Here is a 15,769-nt window from a genome sequence, read left to right as displayed (position 1 = left end):
CGCGTGGGCGCGGAGGCGGGCCGGACGAATCCCGGATTCGGCGCCGGGTCACAAACTCAGCCCAGGTGGGTGGCGGTCACGCGGTGCAGGTGGACGAGAACGTCGTAGGACTTCTTGAGGTTGACGGTCTCGTACTCCGGGATCGGCCACTCGGCGCCCAGGCTTCGGGTGGGCCGGGCGTTGTTCAGCCACGTGCGAGCCGCTGCCGGCGCGTCGCGGGTGTCGAGATAGTAGTCGCGCCCGGACACCTGCTCCAGGGTGTGTTCGTTGCCGGCCGAGGTCCCCGGCCCGAGCGTCACCGAACGCAGCGCCTTGGCGGGGTCCCCCGCCTCCCACGCGTTGAAGTCGCCCTGCCCGAAGGTGAAACCGACGCTGACGTAGCGCTTGCCGAGCCGGTCGGCAAGGAACTCGCCCTGGAGCTTGGGGTAGCTCTCGGGGCTGGACGTGATCTCCGCGACGTGACCGTTGTGCGCGGACAGCAGGATGCGCGAGCCGGTACGGTCGTGCCACCACAGGGTGTTGGCGGCCATCTGCTGGTCCCGGTAGCGCATCATCGCCGGGACGTCCTTGGTGAAGTCGAATCCCCAGAGCGTGCCGACCTGGGCAATGGAGCGCGCGTGCTGAAGGATCAGCGCGTGCTGCCGGGGATCCGCCCCCGCCGGCCGCTGCTCCAGCAGTCGCAACACCCGCTGGACGTCTCCCCGCATGCGCTCGCGATCGGCGAGCGGAATCTTCTCCCAGCTCCCCATGGCCTCGCCGGCGGTGCCGGTGGGTCGCGACTCGCGGTACAGACGCTGCACCTCCGGCAGCAGGTCCGGATACCACCGGGCCACGTATGCGGTCACGGTGTCGAACAACTCCGGCCCCGCGTAGCCCACGTCGTCACCCACGACCTGGACGGGACGGTTGGGGTGGGTCCGGTTCCACTCCCGCATCCAGCGGAACTGGGTCTTGGTCTCCTCCGTATTCCAGATCACGTTCGCGTGCTGGAACTCTTCGTCCATGATCTTCGACAGGTCGCCCCGACCGGTCTGCACCCAGTCGTTCAGCCGCAGGCCGGTACTCCAGCTCGTCTCGAAGGCGAACGTGGTGAAGCCCTGACGTTCGACGAGGTGGCGGAAGAGACGGTCCTTGAACGCGCGGAACTCGTTCGATCCGTGCGTGGCCTCCCCCACTCCGACGACGGAGGCGTTGCCGATCATGCGGTCGAAGGCCCGCAGATCGTTGTCGGACCCGCCGGGCTGGGTCGAACCCAACGTCTGCGCCGCCCGCGACAGGGCCCGTACCGGGTCGGTGGAGTTGCCCGCCTGAGCGGGCGCGGCCCCCACGGTCGCGCCGAGACACAGGGCGAACGCGGCCGCCGACAACAACGTTCGGGAGCCCCGGCGATGGTCGCCGCGCAAGCGAATCCCCTTTATGCGTACGTCATTTCGAGTGTCGCACTGGTCGTGAGCATGCTCGTGTGATCGCATGCGCCGAGACTAGGGAAGCGGTATGGCCGACGGCTTCCTTCTGCGGCACGAGGACCCGAGTACTGCTTTCTCGCCCGCGTTCCGGTACGCGGGTCCGGCCGTTCGCGTGCTCTCCGTAGGGGGCTGCTCACGGTCGACGACCCGGCCGACCGTGGGTGGGTCCAGACCCACCGTCGGCCGGGGGTGAACCGGATCGGGGAGTCGGCGGGTAGCCGGATCCCCTCGCGGCGGCGGCCGCGAAAGGCTTGGTCCGGTAAGCGATGTACCGCACCGACGTTCAGGAGCCTTCTCGTGTCCGAGTACGAGTACCCCAGCCACCGTCCTTCCCGACGCGGGCCCACGGGGACATCGGCCGCCGAATCCGGCGGACCCCCGTCACCCGGTAAAGCGCGCGCAACCGTGACGCGGTCGGGCCGGACCGGGTTCGGGGTCGGCGTGGTGGGTGTGGTCACGGCCGCGGTGGTGGCCGGCGCCCTGGCGACGCCCGCCCGGGCGGCGGAATCCCAGACGACGCAGCGGGCGCGGGGCGACCACCGGGCCACCCAGGAGGCCGTCGACGCCGCGGTCGCGGCGGGCATACCCGGGGCGGTCGCGAGCGCGCAACGGGGCGACCGGGACCGGTGGTTCGGCCAAGCCGGCACCGCCGACCTGCGCACCGGCGTGCCGCGGCGGGCGGAGGATCGCTACCGGGCCGGCTCGATCACCAAGACCTTCGTCGCCACGGTGATGCTCCAACTGGCGGCCGAGCGCAAGCTGAGTCTCGACGACACGGTGGACCACTGGCTGCCCGGCCTGATCCAGGGAAACGGACACGACGGCACCCGGATCACCCTGCGGCAGATCCTCAACCACACCAGCGGGATCTACAGCTACACCGAGGACAAGGACTTCCAACACACCGCGTTCTCCACCGACTTCCTGCGCAACCGCTTCGACACCTGGAGCCCCCGACGGATCGTCGCACTCGCCATGACCCACAAACCCGACTTCGCTCCCGGTGCCGATTGGCACTACTCCGACACCAACTACACCGTCGCCGGCATGGTCATCGAAAAAGCAACCGGACGCGCCTACGCCGACGAGATCGAACGCCGCATCCTGCGCCCGCTGCACCTGAACGCCACCACCCTCCCCGGCACCGAATCACGCATGCCCCGACCCGCCGGCCGCGCGTACTCGAAGCTGACCGGATCCCTGGACGCCCCCGGCGAGCCGGACAGCCCGCTCTACGACGTCACCGAACTCAACCCCTCCATCGCCGGCGCGGGCGGCGAGATCGTCTCCACCACGGGAGACCTCAACCGCTTCTACCAGGCCCTGATGTCGGGGCGACTCCTCAAGCCCCGCCAACTCGACGAGATGACCACCACCGTGCCGATCAAGGGGACGAACCTCTCCTACGGCCTGGGCCTGATGAAGGTGAAGTCGTCCTGCGGCAAGGATCTGTGGGGCCACAACGGAGGAATCCAGGGCTCCGGGTCGGAAACCCTGGTGACCACCAACGGCGACCACGCCCTGTCAATCAACTACAACGCCGACTGGGGCGGCCCCCAGGACCGCATCGTCGAGGCCGAATTCTGCGGCAAGTAACCCCGCCCGCAGCCACAGCACGAACCCCACCCACGAACGCACACCGAGGACAATCCCAAGGACCCCACGCCGAACCGCCCACGACACCCGCCGCACAGTAACCCGAAGTCCACCACACCGGCCGGGGGCTGAGCACAAGGCGGCACCAAAACGCCGACCACAAAGGCCAGTACCGCCAAAACCTTGCCCCCGATCCGCGCCGCCCTGCCTGGACGCGAGTGCGCCGAGTTCGGGCGCACACGGAAACCCGGCGTGGCTTTCCGCGTCCGGGCCGACGGAGGGGCTGCGCGGTTCGGTCGTCGTGAGGGCGCGTCAGCGTTCCCGGGTCACCACGTAGCCTGCTTCGCGGTCGAAGCCGACGATCTGGGCGCCCTGCGCCAGTTGTTCGCCCAATACGTCGCGCAGCGCGGTTCGCCAGGCTTTCGCGGCCTCGGGGGCGGTGCGGCGCAGGGCCTCGATGTCGGCCGGTACGGCGACCAGTACGGTGCGGGCGTCGTTGTCGCGTACCACCGGCAGGCCGTCCCGTTCGGTCAACAGTGCCTCGTTCGGGGCCGATACGGTCGCCGGCTCGCCGCGTGCGGCGGCTTTGACGGCGGGGTCGTCCAAGTGCCAGACCACCAGGGCCCGGTCACTGTCGTCGCCGCTGTTGACGGTGTCGATCATCTCGCCGTAGAAGGACGGCAGGTACTGCTCCGGGCGGGCGCCCAGCTTGACCAGGTTGAAGTAGGCGTTGCGGCGGATCAGCGGATCATAGGTCCACGTGATCCGCTCCAGGCCGCGGGCCAACGCCCAGTCCCGCTGGTGCTGTTTGAGCGCGAAGCCCACGCCGCTGCCCGCGACCGCGCCGGTGACGTGCGAGTGCAAGGCCTCGCCGACCGGGGCGGCGAAGAACGCGACGGTCGCGCCGACGAGCCGGCCGTCGTGGTACGCGCCCGCCACGTAGTTCCCGGCATGCGACAGCGCCCGCAGCAACTCGACGCTGATCACCGGTCCAGTGCCGGGGATCGACGGCCAGATGCCCGAGTACAGCCGCTCGACGTCGGCGAATTCGCGCAAGTCGTGCAGTTCGCGTACGTCGGGGTCGCTCATGGTGTCGCCTCTCGCTCGCCGGTTCGGTGCGGTTGTCCGCTACCCAACGGCCCGATCGTCACCCCTCGCGCGTCCACGACCCGAGCACCATGAGCGTTTTCGTGCCGGTCACGTTGCCGTTGCGGCGGAAGTGGTCGATGACCTGCTGGAGGTGGGTGATGTCGCGGACGCGGACGTGGATGAGCGCGTCGGGGTCGCCCGCGATCGTGTACACCGCCTGGACCTCGGGGGCGTCCGTCGCCGTGCGCACGATCTCGCTCACCGGCATGCTGCCGGGGTAGCGCAACTCGGTGAACGCCTCGACTCCCCACCCGAGCTTGGCATGGTCGATCTGCACGGTGAATCCGGTGATCACGCCCTCCTCGCGCAACCGGTCCACGCGCCGCTTGACGGCGGCGACCGACAGGCCGACCAGACCCGCCATCTCGGAGAACGTGCGTCGGCCGTCCTCGCGCAGCATCCGCAGGATGCGGTGGTCGATGTCGTCGATCTCGGTGGCGGCCATGGATTGCACAACTCCTTCATCGGGGCGGACGGGCCGGCGGACGGGCCACCGCAGGGGGACGCGGGGACCGCAGGGAATCGCAGAGGTCGATGTCGGGCCCGAGGGCGGCCTTCGTCACGGCTCGGTGCGCACAAACAAAATCCGCTCCGGCCTGTCTCAGGCAAGAATTTTGCGTCTTGGGGCGGATATTCCGCAAGGTACTTGCGCCCGCGGATCGGTGTTGGTGTGCTTGCCGCACTCCCACCCCGGCCTCGCACCGGTACCGGCTTCACACCGCTTCACCCGTTCGTCCCCACCCCACACCCCGTTCGACGGAGGAGGCTCCCGTGCGCGCAGAACAGGCTTCGGTGTCACTCGATGACAAGTACACCGCCGAAAGCGGGCGCGTCCTGATCTCCGGGATCCAGGCCCTGGTGCGCCTGACGCTCGAACAGCGTCGCCTGGACGCCGAGCGGGGATTGGACACGCGCGTCTTCGTAAGCGGATACCAGGGCTCGCCGCTGGGTGGCGTGGACCTGGAGATGGGCCGGGCGAAGCGCTTCCTGGACCCCGCCGGAGTGGTCTTCCGGGCCGGCCTCAACGAGGAACTCGCGGCCACCGCCGTGGCCGGCAGCCAGCTCGTCGACCAGACGCCCGGCGCCCGGCACGTCGGCGTGACCGGCTTTTGGTACGGCAAGAACCCCGGCCTGGACCGGGCCGCCGACGCGATCCGGCACGCGACGATGGCGGGCACCGCCCCGCTGGGCGGCGCCGTCGCGTGGATAGGCGACGACCCGGGCAGCAAGTCGTCCACCGTGCCGAGCTCGTGTGAGCCCATGGTGGAGAGCCTGTCGATGCCGCTCCTGGCCCCCGGCTCGATCGGTGAGATCGTCGAGTTCGGTCTGCACGCGGTCGCGATGTCGCGCGCGTGCGGGCTGTGGACCGGCCTGAAGATCGTGGCCGACATCGCCGACGGGTCCACCACCGTGGATGTGTCCGAGTGGGGCAAGGACATTCCCGTACCGGTGGCGACCAAGCGGGGCACCACCCCCACCCTGGTCGGTCCGGCGGCGCTCGACGCCGAGCACGACATGCTCACCCGCCGCCTGAACCTGGCCCGCGCGTACGCCCGTACCCACGGCCTGAACCGGATCGTTCGCGACTCCCCCACGGCGCGGATCGGCGTGCTCGCGTCCGGTACCGCGTTCGCGGTGGTCGAGCGCGCGCTCGCCGACCTGGGCCTGGACGACGAGGCGGGCGCCGCGCTCGGCCTGCGGCTGATCCGGCTCGGCATGCCGTTCCCGCTGGACGACGCGGAGTTGGCGGAGCTGACGGCGGGTCTGGACGAGGTCCTGGTGGTCGAGGACAAGGTGCCTTTCCTGGAGGGCCGGCTCAAGGAGGCGCTGTATCGGCGCCCCGACGCGCCGCGCATCGTGGGCCGGCACGACGAGAGCGGCCGGGTACTGCTGACCGCGCGCGGCACGCTCGGCGCCGAGGACGTCGCCAAGGCACTCGCCGCGCGGATCGGCGCGGACGCGCTCCCGGCCGGAGCCGCCGCGCACGTACAACTGCTGTCGCCCAAGCGGCCGAGCCGGATCGCGCTGCCGATGGTGGCCTCGCGCACCCCGTACTTCTGCTCGGGCTGTCCGCACAACGCGTCCACCCGCACCGCCGACGACACCCTGGTCGGCGTGGGCATCGGCTGCCACGTGATGATCGCCCTGGACGGCAAGGGTCGCGGCCATCAACTCGGATTGACCCAGATGGGCGGCGAGGGCGCGCAGTGGATCGGCCTCGCGCCGTTCACCGACGACGCGCACTTCGTACAGAACCTGGGCGACGGCACGTTCCACCACTCGGGCTCGCTGGCCGTGCGCGCGGCGGTGGCGGCCGGCGTGAAGATGACCTACAAGATCCTGTACAACGACGCGGTCGCGATGACCGGTGGCCAAAAGGCCGAAGGGCGCCTGGACATACCGGCGTTGACCCGTTGGCTGGCCGTGGAAGGGGTACGCAAGGTGGTCGTGACCACCGACGATCCCCGCTCCTACAACGGTGTCCGGCTCGACCCGATCGCCGTCGTACGACACCGCGACCTGCTGTCCGAGGCCGAGCGCGACCTCGCGGCGATCGACGGCGTCACGGTGCTCGTGCACGACGACCGGTGCGCGGCGGAAGAGCGGCGGCTGCGCAAGCGCGGCCAACTGCCCACGCCCGTCGAGAAGGTCGTGATCAACGAGCGCGTCTGCGAAGGTTGCGGAGACTGCGGCGACAAGTCCACGTGCCTGTCGGTACAGCCGGTGGACACCGAATTCGGCCGCAAGACGCACATCCACCAGGCGTCCTGCAACTCGGACTTCAGCTGCCTCAAGGGCGACTGCCCGTCGTTCCTGCTGGTCGAGCCGGGCACCCGCAAGGCCCGCGCGGTGCCCGCGCTGCCGATCGAACTGCCGCTTCCGGTCGACCGGTTCGGCGGGGCCGGCCCCGACGCGAAGACCGACGTACTGATCCGGATGCCCGGTATCGGTGGCACCGGCGTGGTCACGGTGTCCTCGATCCTCCAGATGGCCGCGCACCTGGACGGCCTGAGCGCGGCCGGCCTGGAGCAGACGGGGCTGGCCCAAAAGGGCGGTCCCGTGGTGTCCGACCTGCGGATCTCGACGCGACCGATCGTCGGCGCGCTGCGCGCCTCGCGGGCCACGGCCGACGTGCTGATCGGGCTCGACCTGCTGGGCGTCGCGGCCGAGAGCAACCTGGCGACGGCCGACCCGGAGCGCACCATCGCCGTGGTCAACACCGCGATCGTGCCGACGGCGGCGATGATCACCAACCAGATCGCGCTGCCGGGCTCACCCACGGACGCGCTGGAGCAGATCGGCGCGTGCACACGACGCGCGGACAACCTGTACCTGGACGCGCTGGGCCTGTCCGAGGCGCTGTTCGCGGACCACATGCCGGCCAACATGATCGTGATCGGCGCGGCGTTCCAGCACGGCTGTCTGCCGCTGGGGGCGGACGCGATCGAGGCGGCCATTCGGCTCAACGGCGCGGCGGTGGACAAGAACCTCGCGGCGTTTCGCTGGGGCCGGGCGATGGCGGTGGACCCGGCGGCGGTGCTTGCCGCCGTCGCCGTGCCCGAGCGCGCGGTGGTGGACATCGACGCGGTGTCGGCCGAGTTGGCGGCGGCCTCGGGTGGGGACTCGTTGCGCGACGTGCTCGGTACCCGGATCGCCAACCTGACCGGCTATCAGAACGCCGCCTACGCACGGCGTTACGCCGACGACGTGCGCTCGATCCGCACGGCCGCCGTCGAGCGCGCCGGAATCGAGGCGGGTGAGCGGGTCGCGGTGGCGTACGCGAAGGCGCTGCACCACCTGATGGCGTACAAGGACGAGTACGAGGTTGCGCGGCTGCACCTGGACACGGTCGAACAGGCCCGCCGCGACGACGAGTTCGGCGCGGACGCCAAGGTCTCGGTGCTTTTGCACCCGCCCGTGCTGCGCTACCTGGGGATGAACCGCAAGATCCGGCTGCGGCGCACCGCGACCCCCGCGTTTCGGGCGCTGCGGGCGGCGCGCGGGCTGCGCGGGACGCGCTGGGACGTCTTCGGCTACGCCAAGGTGCGTCGGGTCGAGCGTGAACTGGTCGCGGAGTATCGGGACTTGGTGCGCGGCGCGCTGGACGAGTTGGGCCCGGACAACGCCGATGCGATGGTCGCGCTGGTCGCGCTGCCCGAGGCGATTCGCGGCTACGAGGACATCAAGCTGGCGCGGGTGGCCGAGTATCGGGCGTCGGTCCGGGTCGCCCGGGCGGGGCTGTCCGCGCCGGCTCCCATATCCGAGCCGCAGCCCCTCGTGTCCGCCGGCTGACCCCTGCTCATCCCTACACCACCTCCGGAGTATTCGTGCCCGTCGACCGCCTTCTGCCCACGCGCGAAGCCGAAGACCTGCTCGACCTCACCCGCACGGTCGCCGACCGGGAGTTGGCCCCCAAGGCCGCCCGGTACGAACGCGAAGAGGCGTACCCGGAGGGGTTGTTCAAGCTCCTGGGCGAGATCGGTCTGCTCGGTCTGCCGTACCCCGAGGAGCACGGCGGGGGCGGCCAGCCCTACGAGGTCTACCTCCAGGTCCTGGAGGAACTCGCCGCACGGTGGGCGGCTGTCGCGGTCGCCACGAGCGTGCACACACTGGCCTGCTTCCCGCTGGCCACCTACGCCACCGACGCGCAGCGCGAACGTTGGTTGCCGGCGATGCTGGAGGGCGCGCAGGTCGGCGGCTACAGCCTGTCCGAACCGCACGCGGGCTCGGACGCGGCGGCGATCGTCTGCAAGGCCGCGCCGGTGGCCGAGGGGTATCGGATCACCGGTACCAAGGCGTGGATCACGCATGGCGGAAAGGCCGACTTCTACGCGTTGTTCGCACGTACCGGCGAGGGCAGCCGGGGCATCTCGTGCTTCCTCGCGCCGGGCGAGGCCGAGGGCCTGGCGTTCGGTCGGCCCGAGGAGAAGATGGGCCTCAACGCCGTACCGACGACCACGGCGCACTGGGACGGCGCGCTCGTGGCGGGCGACCGGTTGATCGGCGCCGAGGGCCAGGGCCTGGGTATCGCGCTGGGCGCGCTGGACTCGGGCCGACTGGGCATCGCGGCCTGTGCGACGGGGCTGGCGCAGGCCGCGCTCGACGCGGCGGTCGACTACGCCAACGAGCGCACCGCGTTCGGGCGTCGGATCGTCGACCACCAAGGGCTGGGCTTCCTGTTGGCCGACATGGCGGCCGCGGTGGACTCGTCGCGGGCCACCTACCTGGACGCGGCTCGGCGGCGGGATCTGGGCCGGCCGTACAGCCGCCAGGCCAGCGTGGCCAAGCTGATCGCGACGGACGCGGCGATGAAGGTCACCACGGACGCGGTCCAGGTGTTCGGCGGCGCCGGTTACACCCGGGAGTTCCCGGTCGAGCGCTACATGCGCGAGGCCAAGGTCATGCAGATCTTCGAGGGCACCAACCAGATCCAACGCATGGTCATCGCGCGCCAGTTCGCGCGCCGGGAAAGCTAGCAAACCGGGCCGCGGCCTGCGGGATACGGCGACCCGGTCGAAGCCGGGGCGCCGTTCGCCTGCAGGGCCCGGTAGGGGCCGGGCGCCAAAATACCTATACGTGTCCGATTCCCCGTCGTTCCCGTCTCCCTAATGTGGTGATCACCAAGAACACGACCACCCGAGGAGCAGCGATGACCGCCTACGTCATAGCCAACCTGCAGGACGCCGCCCCGCACCCGGACGTCGCCGAGTACATCGAGCGCATCGTCGCCACCTTCGAGCCCTACGGCGGCCGCTTCCTCGTGCGCGGCGCGCAGCACGACGTGAAGGAAGGCGCCTGGACCGGGAGCGTCGTGATGATCGGCTTCCCCGGGGTCGCCGACGCGCAAGCCTGGTGGGACTCGCCCGCGTACCAGGAGATCGCCCCGTTGCGCTCGCGGCACATCGAGGGCGACATCATCCTGATCGAAGGCGTCCCCGAGGACTACGACGCGGCCGCCCCCGCAAGGGCGATCCGCCGGGCCCTGGCCGCCGGACAGTCGTCGGGGTCGTGACCGAGGCTCGGCTACGACGTTGCCGCGCGGGCGGCGGTCGCGATGCGTTGGGCGACGGCGGCCGCGTGTCGGGTCAGGTAGAAGTGGCCGCCCGTGAAGGTGTGCAGGTCGAACGTGCCGATGGTGTGGTCGCGCCAGGACGTCGCCTCGTCGACGGTGACCTTGGGGTCGGTGTCGCCGATCAGCGCGGTGATCGGGCACTCCAGGGGGTTGCCGGGCGCCATCTTGTACGTCTCGATCGCGCGGTAGTCCGCGCGCAGGGCGGGCAGCACCATGCGGACCACCTCGTCGTCTTCCAGCAGGCTCGACTCGGTGCCGCTGAGCGAGCGCACCTCGGCCAGCAAGGACGCGTCGTCGAGCCGGTGTACGTGCTCGTCCCGGTATCGGTCCGGCGCCCGCCGACCCGAGACGATCAGCGCGGCCGGCGGTACCCGCAGGCGCCGCGCCACCTCGAAGCCCAGGACCGCGCCCATGCTGTGGCCGAACAACACCACCGGTGAGTCGTCGTCGCCGAGCCACGCCTGCAAGGCCGTGGTGATCCGGTCGGCGAGGGTGCCGATGTCGTCGATCGGCGGCTCGGCGCGGCGGTCCTGCCGGCCTGGATATTGCACCGCCAGCACCTGGAACCGGTCGTTCAGGGCCGCCGAGAGCGGATGCCAGTAACTCGCCGATCCACCCGCGTGCGGCAGGCACACGATGCGCGGTGCGGAGGGCGCAGCCGGATGGAAGCGACGGATCCAGGTGTCGGACACGACGGGAGATGTGCTCATGACGATCCTTTCCGAAAGGGGAAGCACGAGGAGGACGCGGGGCGGCGGCGCCACCCCGGTCAGCCGGCGAGCGAATCCGCGCGCACGCCCGGGAGTTCGGTGCCCGAGAGCACCGCGTGGTGGATCTCGCGCAGCGGCCCGCACGGTTCCAGGCCGAGGGACTCGCGCAGCGCGCCGCGAGTGTCGCGATACACGGCAAGCGCGTCGGCGCGGCGTCCGCAGCGGTACAGGGCGACCATCAGGTGCCGGGCGAACGCCTCGTGCAGCGGATACTCGGCGGTCAGCGCGTACAGGCGCGCCACGCTCTCCCGGTAGCGGCCCAGGTCCAGCTGGGCCTCGACCAGGAGTTCGAGACACTCCAGGCGGGCGGCGTCCAGACGCGCGGTGTGCGCGCGCACGATCGGCCCGTGGGCGACGCCCTCGTACGGCGCCCCGCGCCACAGCTCCAGGGCGGCCGCGAACACCTCGGCCGCCTCGTGCCGTCGGCCCGCCGTGTTCCGGTCCCGGCCGCGCTCGACCAGGCCGTGGAAGGTGTCGGCGTCGAGTGCGCCCGGGCCGGGGTGCAGGACGTATCCGCCGGCGCTCGTGGTGATCACGCCGGTGCGCGCGGGTCCCGGTGCGCCCAGGAAGGCGCGCAGGCGGGACACGTACACGTGCACGGTGGACCGCGCGCGCTGCGGTCTCGGGCCCGCCCAGATCTCGCCCACGAGCTGATCTACCGTCAGGACCTGTCCCTGTCGCGCCAACAGGGCCGCGAGCAACGTCTCCGGCTTGGGCGCCGCGATCGTGCGCGGCTCCGCGCCGTCGACGACGCGCACGGGGCCGAGGATCTCGTACCGCAACGACTTTCCTTTCTCTGTCGAGCCCGATGTGTGCCGACCGAGCCCGAGGTGTGCCGACCGGACGTTCGTCCGTTCGGCGGTCTCGCGTTCGGTGCTACCGTGCGACGCTCCCACGCCGCACGCGCGTGGTGAACCCCTGATCGACCCCTAAGCCCTTGTGTCGGCCCTACCTACGCGTTGCGCTCACCTTGCGCTTGCCTTGCGCTCACCTTGCACCCGCCTTGCTCGCGACGCCTTCGCCGCGTGCCGCGCTTCCGTAGGCACCGCTTCCGCCCGTATGGTCGGCCGATGAGTACTGCCCGTACGGCCGAGCGCGCCCTCTACGCCGTCAGCGATCTGCACTCCGCGATCCCGGCCAACCGCGACCTCGTCGACGGTATCCGGCCGAGCACCGACGACGACTGGCTCGTGGTGGCCGGCGACGTCGCCGAGCACGCCGACGAGATCACCGCGTCGCTCGGGCTGCTCGCCCGCCGATTCGCGCGTGTGGTGTGGGTGCCGGGCAATCACGAACTGTGGTCCACCCCGGGTGATCCCGTGCAGTTGCGCGGCGAGGCGCGGTATCGGCAGCTGGTCGAGCTGTGTCGCGAGTTGGGTGTACTGACACCCGAGGATCCCTATGCCGTCTGGGACGGCCCCGGCGGTCCGGTCACGGTGGCCCCGCTGTTCGTGCTGTACGACTACACCTTCCGCCCGCCCGGCGCCGCGACTCAACAGGAGGCGCTCGACGCCGCCTATGCCGCGGGCATCGTGTGCAACGACGAGTTCGTGCTGCACCCCGACCCCTATCCGACCCGCGGCGACTGGTGCCGGGCCCGGGTCGCCTACACCGAGGGCCGCCTCGCCGCGGCGGCCGACCCCGCGAAGCCGTTGCTGATGGTCAATCACTTCCCGTTGACCCGGCACCCGACCGAGGTGCTGTGGCATCCCGAGTTCGCCCAGTGGTGCGGCACGGAGCTGACCGCCGACTGGCATCGACGCTTCCCCACCGAGGCCGTGGTGTACGGCCATCTGCACATCCCACGCACCACGTGGCAGGACGGCGTGCGCTTCGAGGAGGTCTCGCTCGGCTATCCCCGCGAGCGGCGCGACGGTTTGCGCCGGCCGATCCCGCGCCGGATCGTGCCCGCCGAGACCGCAGACGCGGAGCAGGCCCGCCGGGTGGCCGCCCGATGATCGAACGCATTCTGCGTGCCGACGTGTTCGCCGAGGAGTCCTTCGACGACCCGCCGGGGCCGCCGCTGTTCGCCGCCGAGGAGGCGCTGCTCACCAAGGCCGTGGACAAGCGTCGCCGCGAGTTCACCACCGTGCGCCGGTGCGCGCGCCGCGCGTTGGCCCGGATGGGCGTCGAGCCGATGCCCCTGTTGCCGGGTCTGCGCGGAGCACCCGGCTGGCCGGACGGCGTGGTCGGCAGCATGACGCACTGCGCGGGCTATCGCGGGGCCGCCGTCGCGTCGGCCGCGCGCGTCCTGACCGTCGGGATCGACGCGGAGCCCGCGCAGCCGCTGCCCGACGGGGTCCTGGACACGGTGGCGTCGGAGGTCGAGCGCAAACGGCTGAGCGCGTACGCCGTCGACCGGCCCGACGTGGCGTGGGACCGCCTCCTGTTCAGCGCGAAGGAGTCCGTCTACAAGGCGTGGTTTCCGCTCACCCTGCGGTGGTTGGACTTCGCCGAGGCCGACATCGAGTTCGACCCCGCGGCCGGCACGTTCACGGCGCGACTGCTGGTCGAGGACCGGCCGTTGGACGGTTTCACCGGTCGGTGGCTGGTTGCCGAGGGCATCGCCTTGACCGCGATCACGGTGCCCGCCGAAGGCTGAGGGCACGAGCGGGCGGGGCCCCTTACCGGGCCTCGCCTCCGCAGAAGAGTCGGGCCGGGTCCGAACGGAACGGGAGCCGATCACCCGGGTACGCGGGTGGGGCGAGGCCGAGTCCCGACCGGCCCCGCCCCGCTGTATCCGTAGGATCAACTCGGCCCGAACGCCGGCAGGTTCTCCGCGGTCGGGCGCCACGCGTCGGCGAAGTCGTCCGGCAGTGTCACGGTGTCCAGGATCGGATGCCTGGGCACCGAGACCCGATACCGGATCCGCCAACCCTGGGGTGTGTGTTCGAGGATGTCGTAGTAGTCGCCGCCGTGTACGCCACCGTCGATCAACGACGCGATGTAGCGACTGCGGGCCCGCACGATGCCGTCCGGGCCGACCAGCACGAGCGTGTCCGACGTCTGGTGATCCGGCGTATCGGCGCTGCGGCGGGCGGTGAACTCGCGCGCGGCGACGATACCTTCGATCGTGTACCCGTTGCCGATGGTGCCCTCGATCACCGCGTCGTCGGTGAACACCCGCTCCAGCGCGGCCACATCGTCGTTGTCGAAGACGTGGGCGAAATCCGCCAACGTGCGGTGGATCTCGGCGACGTCCTCGGGCGTCAGGGTCGTGCTCACGGGGCCGTCACCTCCGGGAGCCGCACCGCGAGGGGAAAGTCGATCCGCGGCACGCCCGCACCGGCGTTGCGCGGTGCGCGGGGCAGACTGCGCCGATACGCGATCCGCCAACCGGCCTCGGTGTGCCGCAGGATGTCGAGGAACTCGCCGCTGGTGAGCCGGCCCGCCGGGTTGATCCCGATGTAGCGGCTGCGGGTCTGGACCTGTCCGTGCTCGTCCACGACCACGACGGTATTGAGCGTGTGGTGGTCCGGCGTCGCCGCGCTCTTGCCGCGCACGTACTCGGCGAACTCCTCGACGCCCTCGAAGACCCGACCGGGGCCCGCGCCGATCTCGACCCTGACGTCGTCGGTGAAGACCAGGCCGAGCCCGTCCTCGTCGCCGTTGTCGAAGACGTGCGCGAACAGTGCCAGGGTCCGGTGGATCTCCGCGAGATCCACCGGGGACAGTTCCTTGGTCATGAAATTCCTTGCCTGTACGGGGCCGCGACGGGTGATGATGCGGAAAGCGAAAGGTGAAAGGTGAAAGGCGAGACGTGGAACGCGGACAGTGGTGTGGAGGGAAGGGTCCTGCGGGTCAGTCGGGCAGCCCGGCCGCCCACTCGACGATCGTGGCCGCGGTCCGGTCCGCGTAGTCCTCGAGCACGGTGAAGTGGTCGCCCTCGATCGGCAGCAGATCGTGCGCGAGCGGCCAGAACGCCCGCCAGTCCCACCGCCCCTCGGGGTCGATCACGGTGCCCTCGATCGGGCTCTGCGCCTGCGCGACGAGCGTGGGCGTGGTGATCGGCTGCGGCTTCCACTGCGCGAACAGCCTTTGGTAGACGCCCATCGCGCTCAGGTTGGTGTCGTCGAGGTACATCTCGTACTGCGCGACGCGCCCCAGCATCCCTTCGATCATCGCGGGCAACCACCAGTCCATCCCGGGCACGAGTGGGGTGTCGATCGGGAAGGTGTCCACGAGCGCGAGTCCGACCGGACGAACTCCCTCGGCCTCCAGGCGCCGAGTCACCTCGTGCGCGATGCAACCGCCCATCGAGCGCCCGACGACGATGAACGGCTCGTCGCCCACCGTCGCCCGGACCGTGTCGACGTGCAGGTCGATCAGCGCGTCGGCGTGGTCCGGGAGCGATTCGCTCGCGTCGAAGCCCGGTGTCCGCAACACGAACACGTCGCGCTCGCCCTTGAACACCTGCCCGAACCGCGCGTACTCGTGCGGCCCGGAGATCGCGCTGACCGACGGGAAGCAGACGATCTTCGGACCGCCCGTCCCGGTCGCCGGTCGCAGCGCGGGCTTGGCGTGCAACGCGCGTTCGGCCGACGAGAACGAGGATCGCAGCCCCGCCGACGCCATGATCACCTCGGCGGCGGTGTGGTACTTCCCGGCCGCGCACAGCTGACCGTAGAACGCCGCGAGCGCGCCCCGATCCCGGCCGCCGGGCCCACCCACCGCCGCCGGGCCCGTCGCCGCGGCCTTCCCCCGCTCCGCGAGCA

The 15,769-nt window shown here is 70.8% G+C and carries 14 protein-coding genes; 6 read left to right on the top strand and 8 right to left on the bottom strand.

What is annotated here, in order from left to right; translation table 11 throughout:
• Positions 1–56 precede the first annotated feature (56 nt).
• A complete protein-coding gene (locus GT354_RS40095) occupies positions 57–1,403 on the bottom strand; it encodes an erythromycin esterase family protein (RefSeq protein WP_237535921.1) in 1,347 nt (448 codons plus the stop codon).
• Positions 1,404–1,910: 507 nt separating this feature from the next.
• Here GT354_RS40095 and GT354_RS40090 point away from each other — a divergent pair.
• Positions 1,911–3,062 carry a serine hydrolase domain-containing protein gene (locus GT354_RS40090; protein ID WP_161361394.1) on the top strand — a complete coding sequence of 384 codons (1,152 nt, stop codon included), beginning with the start codon at positions 1,911–1,913 and terminating at the stop codon, positions 3,060–3,062.
• 312 nt (positions 3,063–3,374) lie between these two features.
• On the opposite strand, the gene GT354_RS40085 is transcribed toward GT354_RS40090, so the two are convergent.
• Positions 3,375–4,151 (bottom strand): GNAT family N-acetyltransferase, encoded by a 777-nt coding sequence (locus GT354_RS40085; RefSeq protein ID WP_161361390.1) that lies wholly within the window; start codon positions 4,149–4,151, stop codon positions 3,375–3,377.
• Between the two features lie 58 nt (positions 4,152–4,209).
• Complete coding sequence (locus tag GT354_RS40080; protein WP_161361388.1) at positions 4,210–4,656, bottom strand: Lrp/AsnC family transcriptional regulator; 447 nt, start codon at positions 4,654–4,656, stop codon at positions 4,210–4,212.
• Positions 4,657–4,982: 326 nt separating this feature from the next.
• On the opposite strand from GT354_RS40080, the gene GT354_RS40075 reads away from it, so the two are divergent.
• The 3 genes from GT354_RS40075 (at position 4,983) to GT354_RS40065 (ending at position 10,224) form a co-directional block, all read left to right on the top strand.
• Positions 4,983–8,504: an indolepyruvate ferredoxin oxidoreductase family protein gene (locus GT354_RS40075; protein ID WP_161361386.1), complete on the top strand. Its 3,522-nt coding sequence runs from the start codon at positions 4,983–4,985 to the stop codon at positions 8,502–8,504.
• A gap of 35 nt (positions 8,505–8,539) precedes the next feature.
• Positions 8,540–9,688 carry an acyl-CoA dehydrogenase family protein gene (locus GT354_RS40070; protein WP_161361384.1) on the top strand — a complete coding sequence of 383 codons (1,149 nt, stop codon included), beginning with the start codon at positions 8,540–8,542 and terminating at the stop codon, positions 9,686–9,688.
• A gap of 173 nt (positions 9,689–9,861) precedes the next feature.
• Complete coding sequence (locus tag GT354_RS40065) at positions 9,862–10,224, top strand: DUF1330 domain-containing protein (protein WP_161361382.1); 363 nt, start codon at positions 9,862–9,864, stop codon at positions 10,222–10,224.
• Between the two features lie 11 nt (positions 10,225–10,235).
• Here the strand turns inward: GT354_RS40065 and GT354_RS40060 are convergent, their stop codons facing one another.
• On the bottom strand, positions 10,236–10,994 hold the full coding sequence (locus tag GT354_RS40060) for an alpha/beta fold hydrolase (protein WP_161361380.1): 759 nt from the start codon (positions 10,992–10,994) through the stop codon (positions 10,236–10,238).
• Between the two features lie 59 nt (positions 10,995–11,053).
• On the bottom strand, positions 11,054–11,836 hold the full coding sequence (locus GT354_RS40055) for an AfsR/SARP family transcriptional regulator (RefSeq protein WP_161361378.1): 783 nt from the start codon (positions 11,834–11,836) through the stop codon (positions 11,054–11,056).
• Positions 11,837–12,124: 288 nt separating this feature from the next.
• On the opposite strand from GT354_RS40055, the gene GT354_RS40050 reads away from it, so the two are divergent.
• Together GT354_RS40050 and GT354_RS40045 are read left to right on the top strand one after the other, a co-directional pair.
• A complete protein-coding gene (locus GT354_RS40050) occupies positions 12,125–13,012 on the top strand; it encodes a metallophosphoesterase (protein ID WP_161361377.1) in 888 nt (295 codons plus the stop codon).
• Complete coding sequence (locus GT354_RS40045) at positions 13,009–13,656, top strand: 4'-phosphopantetheinyl transferase superfamily protein (protein WP_161361375.1); 648 nt, start codon at positions 13,009–13,011, stop codon at positions 13,654–13,656. The genes GT354_RS40050 and GT354_RS40045 overlap by 4 nt, the downstream gene beginning before the upstream one ends.
• A gap of 146 nt (positions 13,657–13,802) precedes the next feature.
• Here the strand turns inward: GT354_RS40045 and GT354_RS40040 are convergent, their stop codons facing one another.
• From GT354_RS40040 to GT354_RS40030, 3 genes are all read right to left on the bottom strand, one after another.
• Positions 13,803–14,279 (bottom strand): nuclear transport factor 2 family protein, encoded by a 477-nt coding sequence (locus tag GT354_RS40040; protein ID WP_161361373.1) that lies wholly within the window; start codon positions 14,277–14,279, stop codon positions 13,803–13,805.
• The gene (locus GT354_RS40035; RefSeq protein WP_161361371.1) at positions 14,276–14,740 is read right to left on the bottom strand and encodes a nuclear transport factor 2 family protein; all 465 of its coding nucleotides are present in this window, start codon (positions 14,738–14,740) and stop codon (positions 14,276–14,278) included. The genes GT354_RS40040 and GT354_RS40035 overlap by 4 nt, the downstream gene beginning before the upstream one ends.
• A 115-nt stretch (positions 14,741–14,855) precedes the next feature.
• On the bottom strand, positions 14,856–15,769 hold a 914-nt coding region (locus tag GT354_RS40030; RefSeq protein ID WP_161361369.1), incomplete at its 5' end, for an alpha/beta fold hydrolase.

Source organism: Streptomyces sp. SID3343, assembly GCF_009865215.1.
GTDB lineage: Bacteria > Actinomycetota > Actinomycetes > Streptomycetales > Streptomycetaceae > Embleya.
This window is presented reverse-complemented; position numbering and strand designations above follow the sequence as displayed.